General features: G+C 61.4%; 15 protein-coding genes and 1 pseudogene. 12 read left to right on the top strand and 4 right to left on the bottom strand.

The features are described from left to right. Positions 1-25 precede the first annotated feature (25 nt). From FJ425_RS17510 to FJ425_RS32035, 3 genes and pseudogenes are all read left to right on the top strand, one after another. Positions 26-1038 (top strand): annotated as a pseudogene (locus FJ425_RS17510) (polysaccharide pyruvyl transferase family protein). Next, positions 1035-1844, top strand: a complete 810-nt coding sequence (locus tag FJ425_RS17515; protein WP_064993289.1) for a galactosyl transferase — start codon at positions 1035-1037, stop codon at positions 1842-1844. Before FJ425_RS17510 ends, FJ425_RS17515 begins: the two are co-directional and overlap by 4 nt. A 657-nt stretch (positions 1845-2501) precedes the next feature. Then, entirely contained in the window at positions 2502-3725 is a 1224-nt protein-coding gene (locus tag FJ425_RS32035) for a hypothetical protein (RefSeq protein ID WP_224655955.1), read from the top strand. A gap of 557 nt (positions 3726-4282) precedes the next feature. On the opposite strand, the gene FJ425_RS17530 is transcribed toward FJ425_RS32035, so the two are convergent. The 4 genes from FJ425_RS17530 to panB form a co-directional block, all read right to left on the bottom strand. Further along, positions 4283-4918, bottom strand: coding sequence for an acyl-homoserine-lactone synthase (locus FJ425_RS17530; RefSeq protein ID WP_064993291.1), 636 nt, complete (start codon positions 4916-4918; stop codon positions 4283-4285). Between the two features lie 94 nt (positions 4919-5012). Then, positions 5013-5738, bottom strand: coding sequence for a LuxR family transcriptional regulator (locus FJ425_RS17535; RefSeq protein WP_064993292.1), 726 nt, complete (start codon positions 5736-5738; stop codon positions 5013-5015). A 159-nt stretch (positions 5739-5897) separates the two neighbouring features. Continuing rightward, positions 5898-6761 (bottom strand): pantoate--beta-alanine ligase, encoded by an 864-nt coding sequence (gene panC, locus FJ425_RS17540; protein WP_064993293.1) that lies wholly within the window; start codon positions 6759-6761, stop codon positions 5898-5900. Next, positions 6758-7594 (bottom strand): 3-methyl-2-oxobutanoate hydroxymethyltransferase, encoded by an 837-nt coding sequence (gene panB / locus FJ425_RS17545; RefSeq protein ID WP_064993294.1) that lies wholly within the window; start codon positions 7592-7594, stop codon positions 6758-6760. The genes panC and panB overlap by 4 nt, the downstream gene beginning before the upstream one ends. Positions 7595-7767: 173 nt before the next feature. On the opposite strand from panB, the gene FJ425_RS17550 reads away from it, so the two are divergent. The 9 genes from FJ425_RS17550 to FJ425_RS17590 all read left to right on the top strand — a co-directional run bounded on the left by FJ425_RS17550 (position 7768) and on the right by FJ425_RS17590 (position 17405). Further along, positions 7768-8730, top strand: coding sequence for a hypothetical protein (locus tag FJ425_RS17550; protein ID WP_064993295.1), 963 nt, complete (start codon positions 7768-7770; stop codon positions 8728-8730). 64 nt (positions 8731-8794) lie between these two features. Then, positions 8795-9769 (top strand): quinolinate synthase NadA, encoded by a 975-nt coding sequence (nadA, locus tag FJ425_RS17555; protein WP_064993296.1) that lies wholly within the window; start codon positions 8795-8797, stop codon positions 9767-9769. Then, the gene (locus FJ425_RS17560; RefSeq protein WP_064993297.1) at positions 9766-11313 is read left to right on the top strand and encodes an L-aspartate oxidase; all 1548 of its coding nucleotides are present in this window, start codon (positions 9766-9768) and stop codon (positions 11311-11313) included. Before nadA ends, FJ425_RS17560 begins: the two co-directional genes overlap by 4 nt. After that, positions 11310-12188 carry a carboxylating nicotinate-nucleotide diphosphorylase gene (gene nadC, locus FJ425_RS17565; protein ID WP_064993298.1) on the top strand — a complete coding sequence of 293 codons (879 nt, stop codon included), beginning with the start codon at positions 11310-11312 and terminating at the stop codon, positions 12186-12188. Before FJ425_RS17560 ends, nadC begins: the two co-directional genes overlap by 4 nt. Before the next feature lie 190 nt (positions 12189-12378). Then, the gene (gene bioB, locus FJ425_RS17570; RefSeq protein ID WP_064993299.1) at positions 12379-13389 is read left to right on the top strand and encodes a biotin synthase BioB; all 1011 of its coding nucleotides are present in this window, start codon (positions 12379-12381) and stop codon (positions 13387-13389) included. Further along, a complete protein-coding gene (locus FJ425_RS17575) occupies positions 13386-14528 on the top strand; it encodes an 8-amino-7-oxononanoate synthase (protein ID WP_064993300.1) in 1143 nt (380 codons plus the stop codon). The genes bioB and FJ425_RS17575 overlap by 4 nt, the downstream gene beginning before the upstream one ends. Then, positions 14525-15160: a dethiobiotin synthase gene (gene bioD / locus FJ425_RS17580; RefSeq protein ID WP_064993301.1), complete on the top strand. Its 636-nt coding sequence runs from the start codon at positions 14525-14527 to the stop codon at positions 15158-15160. Before FJ425_RS17575 ends, bioD begins: the two co-directional genes overlap by 4 nt. Continuing rightward, positions 15160-16425, top strand: a complete 1266-nt coding sequence (locus FJ425_RS17585; protein WP_064993302.1) for an adenosylmethionine--8-amino-7-oxononanoate transaminase — start codon at positions 15160-15162, stop codon at positions 16423-16425. Before bioD ends, FJ425_RS17585 begins: the two co-directional genes overlap by 1 nt. Continuing rightward, positions 16422-17405, top strand: a complete 984-nt coding sequence (locus FJ425_RS17590) for a beta-ketoacyl-ACP synthase III (protein WP_064993303.1) — start codon at positions 16422-16424, stop codon at positions 17403-17405. Before FJ425_RS17585 ends, FJ425_RS17590 begins: the two co-directional genes overlap by 4 nt. The last annotated feature ends 9 nt before the right edge of the window (positions 17406-17414 follow it).

The raw sequence follows: 17414 nt of genomic DNA on the forward strand, positions 1-17414 counted from the left end.
CTCGTCAATTCAAAAGAGAGGTACGATGCCAGGTGCTCAGGAACTAGAACTGATTGCTGCGCTGCAGGACATAACGCATGATTGCCTAAAGATGTTCGTCAGGCCCGATGAGCCGATAGCGATACTGGATTTTCCCGACATCAAGAACTGTGGCGACTCGGCAATATGGCTGGGATTGCCTATTTGAAGGATCGTTACGCAAAGCGGCCTTCCTATGTCTGCACGACGGACGATTTTTCCCATGATGAACTCAAGGGGACGGCTCCGAGTGGGCCCATATTTATCCATGGGGGCGGCAATTTCGGCGACTTATGGGTATCTCACCAGGACTTCCGGGAACATATACTGGAGTTGTTTCCCGACCGGCAGATCGTCCAGTTTCCGCAATCGATCCATTACAGCTCTCCGGAACGGCTTGAGCAAAGCAGACGCGCCATTGGCCGACATAAGAACTTCGTGCTGCTGGTGCGCGACGAGGAATCCCTTCTGTTCGCCCGGGAAAAGTTCGATTGCCAGGTGCATCTCTGCCCCGACATGGCTTTTTGCATCGGCAGTGTGCAGCCTGATGCGCCCCGCTTCCCGGTGCTCGCGATGCTTCGCCAGGACAAGGAGCAGGTCGGAGCGGTCGATTTCTCTGTCTATCCCCATATCCCAAGGGAGGACTGGATCACCGAGCGCCACTCGAGGGTGGGCGTTGCAAAAGCGCTCGGTGCGGCATCTGCGTTGCTGCACCTCAGCCCCTCAGAAGTGCGGTTGCGCAAACTGAATGCCGCGGCCAACAACCGCTTTCGACGCGGCATCCGGCAGATTTCCCGTGGCAAGGCCATCCTTACGGATCGCCTGCATGTGCACATCTGTTCGATTCTCATAGGGCGCCCCCACGCGGTGCTGGACAACAACTACGGAAAAATTCGCCGGTTCATGAACGCTTTTTCAGGGGGTACCGATCTATCCTACAAGGCAATGTCGAATGACGACGGCATTAGATGGGCAAGAGAACAGGCGGTTGGCACAGTCAAAGACTGGAGACTGTCATGACTGCCGTAACGTTCATTGTTCCTGTCAGGCATCAGGATAACGCGCGTGATTGGGGCCTCCTGAAGAGGAACCTCGCCCAAACCGTCACATCCATTGCCAATCAAACCAACCCCGATTGGCGAGGCATAGTGGTTGCCAATGACGGGGCCGATCTTCCTGTCATGCCCGATAAGTTCTCGGTGGTCCGGGTGAGCTTTCCACCGAACGACATTCATGAGCGAGGCGATGCAACTGAGAACGACTTTCTGGATTCATTCCGCGCCGACAAAGGCCGCCGTGTTCTTGCCGGCATGCTCAATGCCGCTGGCAGCCGCTTCTTCATGATCGTTGACGACGACGATTTGGTAAGCTCTCGTATCGTGCAGTATGCTTCTAAGCATCCGAACGAAAACGGCTGGAGGATTGACAAGGGGTATCGCTGGGACGATGGCGGCAATGTTCTGCTCTGTCGTGACCAGTTCAGTCACTATTGCGGAACATCGCTGATCATTCGTTCGGATCTGTACGGGCTGCCGGCAAAAATCGAAGATGCCCCCATCGAATGGATCAAAGATACGCTTGGCAGCCACGTCCGTATAGCACCAGCTCTGGCCAAGCGCGGAACTCCCTTGAATTGCCTCCCGTTCCGGGCCGCTGTGTACCGTGTTGCACACCAGGGGTCGCACAATAAGACTCCGAGCCTCATGCAGATGTATTTCGTAAGCAGAAGCGCTCTGAAGCGCCCCTTCCGTGTCGCGAGAAATCTCGCCGGGTTGCGTCTGTTGTCAGCTCGCCACAGGAAAGAGTTCTTCGGACGACCGGAATAGACGGGCGGCTGCAAAGTTGTAGCAGGGCTTGAGCAATATTGGCGTTTGCGGCTGCGCTCTACGGCCTTAACGCGCGAGTTCGACATGCCTGATTGGTTGCCTGGCCTGAATTGCGTAACCCATTGTCAGCCCAGGTAAGGGAATCGACTCACTATCGGTCAGGGGCAATTCAGGAGAATCTTGGCCACCGCTTCAGCATGAGCGGCCATTAGGCGGGGACTCTATTCTCCAGCTTCTGACATCCGCAAAGGAGGGTATCGCATTCGCGATCGAGGGCCGAAGGTCTCTCGGTGGCACCGGCTGCGCCAAACCATACCTTAGCAAGCCAGGCCGAAGCGCTCTGTCAGTTGGCATGGCTTTTGCGCTTGAACCGTCCAAGCCGACGGGCGCTTTGCATCTACGGTATGGATGAACACCATGCATAGAATCAGTTTTGTCGATCGTACCCGAACCGACATAAGCGACAGCACCTGCGGTGCATCGGCCCGTATCGCTGCTTCAATCGCTGAGGCACGAAACGTCCGAGTCGGGCAACGGCACGCCCGGGAGTCTGAGGCGGCATCGAGGAGTTCAACCAATCGGCGTCGGCGGTCAAGGACGCCGCGACCTGATCAGACATTCGAGAGCGCCGTCCTTTGCGAAAAGATGGAGAAGCCGTTGAAGCTTGCCGGTAAAACCGTTGTCGTAACCGGTGTCTGCTCCGGGGTCGGCGCCGAAGTCGCCCGTCTCGCCCGGTGCGAAGGCGTGCGTCTTATTGGAGTCGATCTGGAGGATCCCGTCGTGATGCTGGACGCGTTCTTTCGCATCGATCAGGATTCTCCCGAAGAAATTGATGCAGCGCTTACCCAGTTCCCCGAACGCATCGACGGCCTCGTCAATGCCGCAGGCGTCTCGGGCACGCTGGATCGGGACATTGTCGCACGCGTGAATTATCTCGGGATACGTCATCTGTCACATGCACTTGCCTTCCGAATGCCCGAGGCCTCTTCGATCGTGAATTTCGCCTGCCTGCATGACCCCGAATGGCCCAAGCGGGTTGATCTGCATAAGGAACTTGCCGCTACTCAGAGCTTTACGGATGGACTGGCTTGGCCGGCCGCCAGCCCGGTGCCGCAGGAACCTGCTATCGCTATTTCAGGCGCCAGCATTGACTGGATACAACTGGCCGGCGGCCTGATCTTCGCCGCGCTCATGGCATACCCGCCAGCGAAGACCGCCGCCGGGTCATCAGACCTGACGGCAACTCCATTCGACTTGACGATCGCGAAATGGATGCGATGGCGGACAATTCACAAACGAGCACAAGGAAATCCTTACATGAGATCCTCACCGAAAGAGACCGCCACCGCGGCCATCCCGATTCATCGAGTGCATCCCCCGTCTTTCTGGAAGGGGATGATCCTTGCTGCGACCGTGATCGTCCTCGTACCGAGTAGTCAGGTTTCGGCTAAGGGCAAGGGACAAACCGTTCACCACATAGATCAGGCAGCCTCAGTTGGTTGGGAGAGGAAGAAGATGGAAGAACTTCCGGCGGGAACAAAGTTCAACCACGCTAACAGGGATGGGGTGTGGGGCGGTCGCGGGCAAAGCGGGCACACGGGCGACGCAATTTGGATGACCTCAGAAAACGATGTAAACACGGCACGCGGCTATGCAGGTAGTTCTGGAAAGTACTTTGTTGTCGAGGCGAAAGAGCCCCTGAAATTAGCGGTCATGGACGAGCAGGGTAATCAAGTGTTCCCCGATGAACTAGGCGCATGGGCTCCCTTGGCGCAGAGATACGGCTTGGATGGAGTGAAGACGGAATATGGAAGCTCGTACGAGGTGATTTTATTTCACAGAAGCAAGATTGCACCTGTGGAAGAACGTGGTTTCGATTAGCACAGACGCCAGCGCACGACGCCATCGAGATAGGTGCCGTCCTCGTTGAGGGGGATGAAGTTTGCGAGTTCGGTCATGGTCTGTGTCCTGAGTGTGTGTTTCCCGACGGGAAAGCCCTTTCGAGCGAAGCCTCCCCGGTCTTTCCGGGGGGATGGCGAGAGCCCGCCCCACTGCGGCGGGCGGGACTGTCAAGTGGCGTGGTGCGGAAGGTGGGGGACCTTCTCGGTCCGCTCGCGGACTGGGCAGAAGATTTTCCACCTTCACGGGCCGCTTGACCGGCCCGGCCGGCGATGCCCCCTCCTCGTCATCGCGCAGTGGCGCGCTGCATCGCTTCACGTAGGTATCAAAGCCGTAAGGCTGATTCCTTTAGTAGCTCCGTTGGAAAGCGCGCGGGCGGTGATTGAGGTCAGCTTCCTGTTGCGCACCGCTCCCTTGCTGGAGCCGCCAGCCTTCGCCGCAATATGGACCCCCCGGACCGTCGATAGAGGCCTCATGTGAGCTTCTGAAACGCCTTTGGCCAACGGCAGCGCGATGACGCCTTCAAGCGTGGGAAGATCTTAAGCGTATGCCGACAGGCCGAGAACCGGCTGCCATAATACAGGTCCGTTCAAACGTCCCCTCCAGCGGATGCGCATGAGGCTAGCGTGCGAAACCTCGAGAAAGCCGGCGACCGCCTCCGTGTTGCCCACCGCCTTGGGATGCCCGATGCGCGCCAACGGCCAAGTTGCAAGACGCAGGATCCGTTCCATGCGCGTATCGGTCACTGTCACGATCCGAGTGAGTTCGTTCGACAAGCCGAATTCGATCATGCCCGCGAATAGCTCGTAGGTTGCTTGGGCCAGCCCTCCAGCCTTGGGCGTTGATGCAGGGAGATCGAGTGCGAAACGACTGCTCTCCCAAATGCGGGCACTCGCTGGCGCCGCGGTCTCGCCAAGCAGCATCGGAAACGTGTCGCGCAACATTGTCGGTCCCGTCGTCGGCAAAAAACGGACGCAACCGCGAATGCGCCAGTCGGATCCTTTGAGAAGGAGATAGACGGGCCTCAGCCCGTCATATGCGTCTGTTTCCAGTTCCTCTTCGGTCTGAACATCCCAATCCAGCCTTTCCTTGAAAACGCGATGCCTCAGTCCGTACATTTCTTTGAGCTCGCTTGAAAACTCATCGTAGAGCTCAGGTGTGATTAGCTGCATCATTTGTCGCCTCCGTGCAGGATGTGGTCCCGCCATCGAAGAGCAAAGCCGACAATCATGCAGCCTGTAGACCTTTACAGGTATCCGCAGAAAGGAATCAGGATCTCGAATGTCGGGAAGAAGCCAGCCGTGCTACGGCTTGGTTGATGGTTCGCACGCCAAGTTTTGCCTTGGCGTTTTCCAGATGGAAGGTCACGGTTCGTTTCGAGACGCTGAGAATCTGGCTGATATCCCAGGCCGACTTGCCGTCCGCCGCCCATTTCAAGCATTCGAATTCTCGCGGGGTCAGGATTACGCCATTGACCACGCAATCTTCGGCGAGCCTGCGCCGGGCAAATATATGAAAGCTGATCGCGACCAGCTGCAATGCTTGCTCGTACCGTGTCAGTGACCGCAAGAGAGGCGGACGGGGCTGGTCGGAAGCCAAGGTCAGCGCAGCAAAGCGGCCGCGATGGTCATGTATCGACATGGTCAACCCGGAACGAATGCCAAATCGAGCTGCTTCTTCCAGAATCCGTTGCTGTGAAGCCGGGAGATGTTGCCGAGCTAAATCCACACCCCAATCAAAGGTGTCCCAGCCTTGAAGCCCGCGCAGGATCACCGGATCATGCCTGTGGTAGCGCAATTGCATATAGCGCGATGTCCAGGATGGGGGATAATTCGAAATCAAGCGCGGCTTCCGGCCGGAAGCTGACGGGCAACTGAAATAGGCAAAGAGCGGAAAGTCTAACGCGGCTGCGGCAGACGCCATTGTCTCACACAGATCGACAGCATCGACGCTTTCGGAGAGTTGCTCGAGGAAATTTTCAAACACGCGATGCATCTGCGCTTTGCATAAACCTCCGTGCCGTTGCTCGGCGCAGACCTTCGTCTAAATGATTGGCGATCCATTCGACGTTTGCGAGCTGGTCGGCTTAATCGCGGGCATTGCTCTGCTCCTGGTCAATGAGCCTGTTGTGCGGCGATGCAGCGCCGCGAGCCTCTAATTTGTTGCACCAATTGGTGACATTCCTATGTTGTCGATAAGCCGTATGTCGCCTAGCCATGCCGCGACAAGCAAGCGTGCCGGTTGGTCAAGGCTCGTCAGCGGTTGCAGATCTGCCTCGCGGCGAAGTTCCAGGTACTCGACTTCGCGATAGCCGGCAGCCAGGATTGCTGCGCGCGCTTCCGCAAGAGTGGGAAGGACAGGAGCGCCGCGCGCAAGCCGATCGGCCACCCCCAGCAAGACCGCTGCCAACTTTGGGGCAATGGCGCGCTGTGCTGGCGAGAGCCGAAGATTGCGCGAGGACAGTGCAAGACCGTCGGCTTCGCGGATTGTCGGACAGGCCAGGATGGTGATTGGAATGTCCAGGTCGCCGACCATGCGCCTGACCAGCTGAAGCTGCTGAAAGTCCTTTTCGCCAAAACAGGCCAAGTCAGCGCCGGTCTGCAGGAAGAGCTTGGAAACGACTGTCGCCACGCCGTCGAAATGGCCCGGCCGAAAGCTGCCGCACAGGCCCTCGCTGATGCCGGACACCGAAATGCTCGTGGCGAAGCCTGGCGGATACATCTCTTCTGCATCCGGCAGATAGAGCAAATGCACGCCGAGCGGCGCAAGCCTTGCAGCATCTTGGTTTTCCGTGCGAGGATAGGCATCAAGATCGGTGGCACTGTTGAATTGCTTGGGGTTGACGAACAGCGTCACGACTACCCGATCGGCCTTCTGAAGCGCAGCACGCACGAGACTGAGATGACCTTCATGCAAGGCCCCCATGGTCGGTACAAGGGCGACCTTGGCGCCTGAGCGACGCCATCGCGCGGTAACAGCGCGGAGCTCGGCAGTGCTTCGAACGATCGGCACGCTCATGTGACGTCTCCGGCCCTCGCCTCGTGTGTGTAGAGATGTTCCGCCGCCGGAAAGCACCGTCTCCTGACGTCAGCGGCATAAGCCGCAATCGCTGCATCGGCCTGTTCGCCAAGTTCGGCGTAGCGCTTGACGAATTTCGGCCGGAAGGAGCTGAAAAGCCCGAGCATATCGTCGCTCACCAGAATCTGGCCGTCGCAGGCGAGTGAGGCGCCGATGCCGATGGTGGGGACGGCGATCTCCGCAGTGATGCGTTTTGCGAGGGGTTCGGGCACCTTCTCCAGCACCACGGAGAATGCGCCGGCCTCCGTAACCGCATTGGCATCGCGCCTGATGCGCTCGGCATCTTCTCCCCGCCCCTGGACGCGGTAGCCACCGAGCGTATTGACCGCCTGAGGCGTTAAACCGACATGCGCCATGACAGGGATGCCGCGGGCGCAGAGGAAGCGGATGGTCTCGGCCATTTTCTCACCGCCTTCGAGCTTCACAGCCGCACAACCGGTCTGCGCCATCAGGCGCGCAGCGTTGCCGAAGGCCTGCACGGGGCTCTCTTCATAGGAGCCGAATGGCAGGTCAACGACCATCAATGATCGCACCAGACCGCGGCGCACCGCCTGGCCGTGCATGATCATCATGTCGAGAGTGACGCCCAGCGTCGATGAGAGGCCGTGCAATACCATGCCAACGCTGTCGCCAACGAGAACGACGTCGCAGTGTGGATCAACCAATCTGGCTATCGGCGTGGTGTATGCCGTCAGGCAGACGAGTGGAGCCTGGCCTTTCCGCGCGCTGATATCCGGCGGTGTGATCGCCTTTGTCTCACCCGTTGCACTCAACGATGCATCCTTCCCTAGCGTTACCCCCCGCGGGTGTCGCGTTTGGCATATTTTTGTGCGAGTGCGAAGTGCAAAAAAGATCGTCCAGCTGTGCGGTGTTGACGTTCGTGCAGCAACGCTTAAATTCAATCGATTGATAACCCCGAATTCGGGAACAACTCACCTTCGCGAACATGAACCATCAGGCAAAAGGAACCAGAAAAGGCAGAGCCGCGGTCAAGGCCGACGAAGCAAAAGTGGACCTGATCGCCGTTGTCGTCGCCGTAACTGACAGTGATCCCTGTCTTCTCACCATCGGGAACGCGGATACCCTTCCGTCCGGCCCCTATGCGCTGGAGCATCGATCGCTGCAATCAGGTCTGAGGGGTTGGGTCGAGCAACAGACCGGCCACCCGCTCGGCTATATCGAGCAGCTCTACACCTTCGCCGATCGGGACCGCATAGGTGCCGAGCCCCAGGAACGCGCCATCTCAATCAGCTATCTCGCACTCACTCGCAAGGAACAGGCAGCGGGCTCCGCTAGTTGTGGGTGGCGCAGTTGGTACGAGTATTTGCCCTGGGAAGATCATCGCTCCGGCACGCCGGTGGTGCTCGATATCTTACGACCACGCCTGAGTGAGTGGGCTGAGGGCGCCAGCGACGCCACCACGCGACGCGAACGCCTGCAGCGCGCCGCGATTGCCTTCGGTTTCGACCACCGCAATTGGAATGAGGAACTCACCCTACAGCGTTATGAGTTGCTCTATGAATCTGCCCTGATCGAAGAGGCTGGCCGCGGGCGGGACGCAACGCCTGCGGTGACATCTGGCAAGGCAATGGTCGCTGACCATCGACGAATCCTGGCGACGGGCATTGCGCGGCTACGCTCCAAGATCAAATACCGGCCGGTGGTTTTCGAGCTCATGAGGCCGTCCTTCACGCTGCTTCAGCTGCAGCGGACCGTGGAGGCCCTCGCCGGGAGGCTCATCAACAAGCCGAATTTCCGCAGGCTTGTTGAGCAGCAAGAGTTGGTCGAGGAAACTGGCGAGACCTCCCTCGAGACGGGCGGGCGACCGGCAAAGCTCTATCGGTTCCGGCATGCCGTCCTCGACGACAGGGCTGGGGCCGGGACAAAATTGCCGCTCGCGCGGGCTTGACATACTTATAGTCAAGGTAGACATATTCCCCTTATTGTCAGATCGAATATAAGCGGAGGCGCTGATGACTGGGGCGTTACCTACGGCTGCGTCCCTGTACGAGCGCGTCCGGCGGGTGATTCCGCCAGTCGAATGGCCGGCGTTTACCGACGACCTTGAAGCCATCCTTGCGCTGAAGCGCGATCGAAACGCGGTCATCCTTGCGCACAACTACCAAACGCCGGAGATCTTCCATTGCGTGGCCGACATCGTCGGCGACAGCCTCGCACTGGCCCGCAAGGCGGCCACGGTCGAGGCGCAGGTCATCGTGGTTGCCGGCGTGCATTTCATGGCCGAGACGGCCAAGCTGCTCAATCCTAACAAGATGGTCCTCATTCCGGACCTCCGCGCCGGTTGCTCGCTGGCCGAATCCATCACGGCAGAGGACGTGCGGCAGCTACGGCAGCGCTATCCGGGGGTCCCGGTTGTCACCTACGTCAACACTTCGGCAGCGGTAAAAGCGGAGTCGGACATCTGCTGCACCTCGGGCAATGCCCGCGCGGTGGTGGAATCTCTCGGCGTGCCGCGCGTGATCATGGTGCCCGATCAATACCTGGCGATAAACGTTGCGGCGGACACGGATGTCGAGATCATCGCCTGGAAGGGCCACTGCGAAGTGCATGAGCGCTTCACGTCGACCGACATCCGGGAATTGCGCGATGCACATCCTGGGGTCATCGTGCTCGCCCATCCAGAATGCCCGCCCGAGATTGTCACACAAGCGGAATTCTCCGGCTCGACTGCGGCCATGTTGGATTATGTCGAGCGGGAGAAACCAGCGCGCGTCGTCCTGCTGACCGAATGTTCGATGAGCGACAATGTCGCGGTCGCGCATCCCGAAATCGAGTTCATCCGCCCTTGCAATCTCTGCCCGCACATGAAGCGCATCACCTTGGCCAACATCCGCGCCGCGCTCGAAGAGAACCGGCATGAGGTTCGGATCGCCGCCGGGATTGCAGAGCGCGCGCGCCACTCAGTCGAGCGAATGCTTTCCATATGAGCCTCGACGTTCATGACATTGGCGGGGCACCGGTGATCATCGGCTCTGGTTTGGCAGGCCTGATGACCGCGCTCCATCTGGCGCCGGAACCGGTTGTGCTTCTATCTAATGCGGGGCTGGGAACCGGAGCCTGCAGCGAGCTCGCCCAAGGCGGTCTTGCTGCAAGTGTCGGCGGCGAAGACAGTCCCGAACTTCATCTTTGTGACACCCTGGCGGCCGGCGACGGCCTCTGCGACGAGGCAACGGTGCGGCGAGTGGTCCGAGCTGCACCTGAAGCGATCAGGACTCTAGAGCGGTTTGGAGTCGCATTCGACCGACGCGCTGATGGCGCCTTGCGGCTGGGGCTCGAGGCGGCGCACTCGCAGCGGCGGATCGTGCATGCGGCGGGCGATGCCACCGGTCGCGAACTGGTGCGCGCGCTGGTCGCGGCAGCACGGCGCACAGCCTCCATCACTGTCCTGGAAAACGTCGAGGCCCGCCGGCTTGTCGTGGAAGACGGGGCGATCATCGCCGTGGTCGCGGCCGGGTGCACGGGCGCAATCGCCTTGCCAACGCGCCGCGCGGTGCTGGCGACCGGCGGCATCGGCGCCTTGTTCAGCGAGACGACAAACCCGCCTGGCTCATGTGGACAGGGGCTCGCGCTCGCCGCTTGTGCCGGGGCGGAGTTCGCCGACCTGGAATTCGTGCAATTCCACCCGACCGCCCTCGAGGGCCCGCGGCGGCCGATGCCGCTGGTGAGCGAGGCGGTGCGTGGCGAGGGTGCTGTGCTCGTCGACGAGCAGGGAGAGCGTTTCCTGGGTGATACCCCAGGGGGCGAGCTTGCGCCTCGCGACGTGGTTGCGCGCGCGGTTTGGCGCCAACTCGCTCTCGGACGCCGTGTGTTTCTTGACGCCAGGCAATGTCTGGGTCCCAGATTTGACAAGCGCTTTCCGGCGATCGCCGATTTGTGCCGCCAGGCCGGCATCGATCCGGCGACCGACCTGATCCCGGTGCGCCCGGCCGCACATTATCACATGGGCGGTGTTGCAGTAGACGCTGCGGGCCGCAGCTCCATCGAGGGACTGTGGGCATGCGGCGAGGTCGCTTGCACGGGTCTGCACGGCGCGAACCGGCTCGCCAGCAACTCGCTTATCGAAGCAGTGGTGACGGCGAGCTGGGTTGCTGAAAGCGTCGCCGACGCATCACACACCCGGCGACCACGCGTGTGTTCGGCATTCGTGCCTCAACGGCCGGACGCCTCCGGCATCCGTCCAATCGTCTCCGCCGCGCTCGGCATCGTCCGCGACGGCGAGACGCTACGCGACGGGGTGGCTACCCTGTTGCCGGTTGCAGCTCACGACAGCGCGGCGTCTGACCCCGCCATGGTCGCGCTGATGATCGCCATTGCGGCTCTGCGGCGCGAAGAGAGCCGCGGCTCGCACTATCGTTCCGATTTCGCCGGACGCGATGCAGATGCGCGCCAGTCACGACTGACACTGCGCAGCGCAATACAGACCGCCGTCGCACTCAGCTGGCGAGCGCCGATGCGGAGTACCCTGACATGAAATTCTCACCGCTTCCCTCAACCCTGATCGAACCGATCGTGCGCGGTGCTCTTCTCGAAGACCTGGGCAGATGCGGCGATCTGACCAGCGAGGCCGTGATCCCGCGCGATCGCACCGCCACGTTGGTGCTGAAGTCGCGACAAACGGGGATCGTTGCCGGGCTCGATCTGGCCGCCTTCGCCTTCATGCTCGTCGAACCTGCGATCGACATGCAAATCTGGAGAGTTGACGGCAGCGATGTCGCGGGGGGCGAAATCATCGCCATGCTGTGCGGACCGGCGCGGGGCCTGCTCACCGCCGAGCGCACGGCGCTCAATTTTCTGTGTCATCTAAGCGGCATTGCCACTGCCACGGCAGCGATGGTCGAAGCCGTGCGTGGCCACAAGGCGAGGATCGTGTGCACGCGAAAGACGACGCCCGGCCTGCGCGCGCTGGAGAAATATGCGGTACGCGTCGGCGGCGGCGCCAATCACCGCTTCGGGCTCGACGACGCCTTCCTGATCAAGGACAACCACATCGCGATCGCCGGCGACATTCGCACGACAATAGAGCGGGCGCGCGCTGCCGCGGGGCACATGGTGAAGATCGAGGTCGAGGTCGAGACCCTCGAGCAGCTCGATACAGCGCTCACGCTGGGGGTCGACGCGGTGTTGCTCGACAACATGTCGGTTGAGGACCTTGCCCGCGCCGTGGCAATGGTTGGGGGCCGCGCCGTCACGGAGGCTTCCGGCCGGGTGACACCGAAAATGGCACCGGCGATTGCTGCGACGGGTGTTGATCTCATCTCGGTCGGATGGCTGACACACAGCGCGCCCATTCTCGACATCGGCCTGGACATGCCAACTCGCGGGAACATCAGCACTCATTTGAACTAACGGGAAACACAATGGGGAGCAACGTGCTCGGGCTGCGCGCACCAAAAGGCGCGAAAGAGCACGCTTCATGCGGCTCACCCTTCATTACTTCCGGATCCCAATATTGCGCCCACCGACGAGCCAATCGGAAGGGGCTCCCACTCGACGGACTGGTGAGTGCGCTCGCTGATCGGCAATAGAGGCTTTGACGATGACAACGGAAATGAACGAGGAGTGCGACTCGGACTTTGCCACGCAGTCGATGGAGGCAGCACTAGCCCGATGGAGCCGCAAAGAGGCCGAGGCTATATACGGAATGCCGTTCAACGATCTGCTCTTCTTGGCGCAGACGGTCCATCGCCAGAACTTCGATCGCAACCGGGTGCAGCTGTCGCGGCTTCTCAGCATCAAGACCGGCGGATGCCCGGAGGATTGCGGCTATTGCAGCCAGTCTGCGCATCACCAAACCGGCCTGAAGGCCTCGAAGCTGATGGAGGTCAAACATGTCGTCGAGGAGGCGACCAAGGCACGAGATGCTGGCGCAACCCGCTATTGCATGGGCGCTGCCTGGCGCAGTCCGAAGGAGCGCGACATGGACGCCGTGCTCGCCATGATCGAAGGCGTGAAGGCGCTCGGCCTGGAGACCTGCATGACTCTCGGCATGCTCGACCTCAGCCAGGCGCAGCGCCTGAAGGCGGCCGGTCTCGACTACTACAACCACAACATCGACACCTCTGCGCGCTATTACGGCAAGGTCGTTTCGACCAGGACCTTTGCCGACCGGCTGGAAACGCTTGGGCGCGTGCGCGAGGCTGGGATCAAGGTCTGCTGCGGCGGCATTGTCGGGATGGGAGAGGAAAAGGCCGATCGCATGGACATGCTGGTGACGCTGGCGAACCTGCCCGAGCCGCCCGAAAGCGTGCCGATCAACATGCTGATCCCCATCAGGGGGACGCCGCTCGCCGATGCCGAACCCATCGATCCGATCGATTTCATCCGCACCATTGCGCTCGCCCGGATCATGATGCCGAAGTCTGATGTAAGGCTCTCCGCCGGCAGGACGGCGATGAGCGACGAGACCCAGGCGCTGTGCTTCTTTGCCGGCGCCAATTCCATTTTTGTCGGCGACACGCTGCTGACTGCGGACAATCCCGGAGAGGACAAGGATACTCGTCTATTTAGACGTCTGGGCATCGAACCGATGCGAGGCGAGGCGAAATGAACGAGCCACCGCTCGCCCGCTTTGAAGCAACCTTGCAGGGGTTGGCACGCAAGGACCGGCTGCGCGCACTGGCGCCGCGGGTCGGGCTCGACTTCTCGTCCAACGATTATCTCGGGCTTGCTGCCTTCAAGAGACTTGGCGATGCAGTCGCGGCGGCAATCGAGCGGGGCACCCCTGTGGGCGCTACCGGATCGCGGCTTCTGCGCGGCAACGCGCCGGAGCATGAGGCGCTGGAGTCAGATGCTGCCGCGTTCTTCGGGGCCGAACGGGCGCTGTTCTTCGGCAGCGGCTACATGGCCAACTTCGCCCTCCTGAGCACCCTGGTGAAGAAGGGCGACCTGTTGATCCTCGATGAACTCGCCCATGCCAGCATGCATGAAGGGGCCCGGGCAGGACGCGCCGAGTTCAGGCTGGTGGCACACAATGACATTGATGCTTTTGAGGACGCGATCAGGCGCTGGCGCGCCGAAGGCGGCATTGGCCGCATCTGGATCGGCGTTGAAAGCCTCTACAGCATGGATGGCGACTGCGCGCCGATGGAGAGCCTGGTTGAGCTTGCCGATCGGCACGAGGCCTTCATACTGGTCGACGAGGCACATGCCACAGGTGTCTGGGGACCGGGGGGCCGCGGGCTGGCCGCCGCGTTCGAGGGCCGCGACAACATCGTGGCTCTCCATACATGCGGCAAGGCACTCGGCGCATCGGGCGCGCTCGTCACCGGGCCGCGAGTGCTGTGCGACTATATTGTCAATCGCTGCCGTCCGTTTATCTACGCCACCGCACCATCGCCGCTGATGGCAGTGGCTGCGCGCGAAGCGCTCGCAATGCTGGTCGACGAGCCGATGCGCCGCGTTGATTTGCACGAGCACGTTGCCTTCGCAAGCCGGCAACTGGCCGAGCATTGCGGAGCCAAGCCCAGCGGTTCGCAGATCCACCCATTTGTCATTGGGGACGTGGCGCGCACCATGGCTGTCGCGGCGGCTCTGCAGGCTCGCGGCTTCGACTTACGCGGCATTCGTCCGCCGGCGGTGCCGGAGGGTACCTCGCGGCTGCGCATTTCGCTGACGCTCAACGTGGGCAAGGCTGACATTCGCGTCATGGTCGAGACGCTTGCCGAAGTATTGGCCACCACGGCATGAGCAAGCGCATCGTCGTCACGGGAACCGATACGGGAATTGGCAAAACCGTTTTCGCCGCGGGGCTCGCAGGTCTGCTCGACGGCTTCTACTGGAAGCCGGTCCAATCGGGTCTCGAAGGTGAGACCGACAGTGAGGTGGTCGAACGGCTCGCTGGCCTGCCATCGGGGCGGGTGCTGCCGGAGGCCCACCGCTTGAGGAGCCCCTTGTCGCCGCACCGTTCAGCCGAAATCGACGGTGTCTCGATCGAGCCTGCCGATCTTTCATTTCCGGTCCTGCCCACACCGCTCGTCATCGAAGGCGCTGGCGGACTGATGGTGCCGATCAATCGACAGACAAGATTCATTGACATCTTCGCTGAATGGCGGCTGCCGGTGATCCTGTGCGCCCGCACTGAACTCGGCACGATCAACCACAGCCTGCTGTCGATCGAAGCCCTGCGGGCTCGCTCGATCCCGCTGATCGGCGTTGTCTTCATCGGTGAAGAGGCGGCCGATACGCAAAAGACAATCACCGAGTTGGGCGCGGTGCGTCAGCTCGGCAGACTGCCACACCTCGCTCCGCTCACGAGCGAAACTCTGAGAAAGGCGATGTTTGCAAGCTTCGACCTTGCGCAGATGGCTGGAGGCGAGTGATGCCGCGGTCGCGCGTCTGGCATCCCTTCACCCAGCACGCGATCGAGCCGCCCATGCTGTCCGTCGTCCGCACCGACGGAGCTTGGCTGGAGACGAATGACGGAAGGCGTATCCTCGACGCAATCTCCTCCTGGTGGGTGGTCACTCACGGGCACCGCCAGCCACGGATCATGGAAGCGATCCGGATTGCGACCGAGATGCTTGACCAGGTGATCTTCGCCGGCCTCACCCATGAGCCGGCAGAGCAATTGGCGTCGGCGCTGATCGAAATGGTGCCGCCAGGCCTCGACTGGGTCTTTTATTCCGACAGCGGCTCCACGAGCGTTGAAGTCGCACTGAAGATGGCGCTCGGCTATTTCCGCAACACAGGCGCGCCGCGCTCGCGCATCGTCGCCATGGAACACAGCTATCATGGCGACACGATCGGCACGATGAGCGTCGGCGCCCGGGGCGTGTTCAATGCCGCCTACGAACCGCTGTTGTTCGAGGTCGACACCATTCCTTTTCCGGCCGCGGGGCGGGAGCAGGAAACGCTGGATCGTTTCGAGACCCTGTCTCTTGACCGCCGCGCCGCCGCGCTGATCATCGAGCCGCTCGTGCTTGGCGCCGGCGGCATGCTGATGTATCCGGCCTGGGTGCTGGCGGAATTGAAGCGGATCGCTGAAGCGTCCGGCACGCTCTTGATCGCCGACGAAGTGATGACCGGCTGGGGGCGCACCGGAACCATGTTCGCCTGCGAGCAGGCATCGATCTCACCGGACATATTGTGCACCTCGAAGGGCTTGACTGGCGGCGCCGTCCCGCTGGCAGCCACGCTCGCCAGCGATGCCATCTTCGAGGCCCACTACTGCGTGGACCGAAAGAAGACCTTTTTCCACTCAAGTTCCTACACCGCCAATCCGATCGCCTGCGCGGCCGCGCTTGCCAATGTCGAGGTCTGGCGGTGCGAGCCGGTCGCCAAGCGGATTGCGGCCTTAAGTGCGAGACAGGCCGATGGCCTGCAACGCTTCCAAAACAATCCCTTCTTCGCCGAGGGCCGAGCAAACGGCACGATCCTAGCCCTCGATCTGCGCACCGGCTCGGCCGGATATCTGGCGGAGATCGGGCCGAAACTGCGCGCTTTTTTCCTCGAACGTGGCATGCTGGTGCGCCCGCTCGGAAATGTCCTCTATCTTTTGCCGCCCTATTGCATCACCGGCGACGAACTGGACGGGCTCTATGACGCCATAGAGGAGGCCGGCGAACGCTTCGGTTCGCGATCATGATCCGGTCGTCGCGCATCGTCGGTTTCGGTCATCACGCGCCGGCGCGCAAGGTCAATAACGCGGAAATCGAAGGTCGTCTCGGGCTCGAACCCGGCTGGATCGAGCGGCGCACCGGGATACGGTCGCGCTTCTGGGCAACGGGCGAAGACACATTATCGGGCCTTGCCACGCGCGCCGGCGACATGGCGCTGGCGAATGCCGGTGTCGACCGTGACGATATCGGCCTGCTGTTGCTGGCCACGTCCACGCCCGACCATCTCCTGCCACCGAGCGCGCCGCTGGTGGCCCACCGGCTCGGGCTCGACCGCGCCGGTGCGATTGACCTGACGGGTGCCTGCGCCGGCTTCATCTATGCCTTGATGTTGGCGGATGGGTTCACCCGCCTCCATGGCAAAGCGAGCCTGGTGATTGCCGCCAATATCCTCAGCCGCCGCATCAATCCGGCCGAGCGCGCAAGCGCGGTGTTGTTTGCGGATGCCGCCGGCGCGGTGGTGGTTGCCCCGTGCAAAGAGCCGGACGGAGGCATTCTCGGCGCGGCGATGGCCTCGGACGGCTCGCGCTACGGGCTGATTCAGATTCCCGCCGGCGGCAGCAACACGCCGTTTCATGGCGAGCTGGACCTCGAGCAAACCCGTATGACCATCAGTGACGGGCGTGAAGTGTTCGCCAGGGCTGTAGAGATGATGACTGACTGCTCGAGAGGTGCGCTCACGGCCGCCCGAATGCCGCCGCAACACATCGATCGTTTCGTGCCGCACCAGGCCAATGCCCGGATCTTCGATGCGGTCGGCAGGAATCTGGGCATAGCGGATGAAGCAATTGTCAAGACGATTGCCGATTACGGCAACTCTTCGGCCGCGACGATCCCACTCTCGCTCTCGCTTTCGCATCGGGCGCAGCCGTTTCGGCCAGGCGAAAAGATTCTTCTTGCCGCGGCCGGTGCCGGTCTCAGCGGAGGCGCACTCGTCATAGGAATTTAGCCGTACGCG

The organism is Mesorhizobium sp. B2-7-2, assembly GCF_006440775.1.
In the GTDB taxonomy this organism is placed as follows: domain Bacteria; phylum Pseudomonadota; class Alphaproteobacteria; order Rhizobiales; family Rhizobiaceae; genus Mesorhizobium.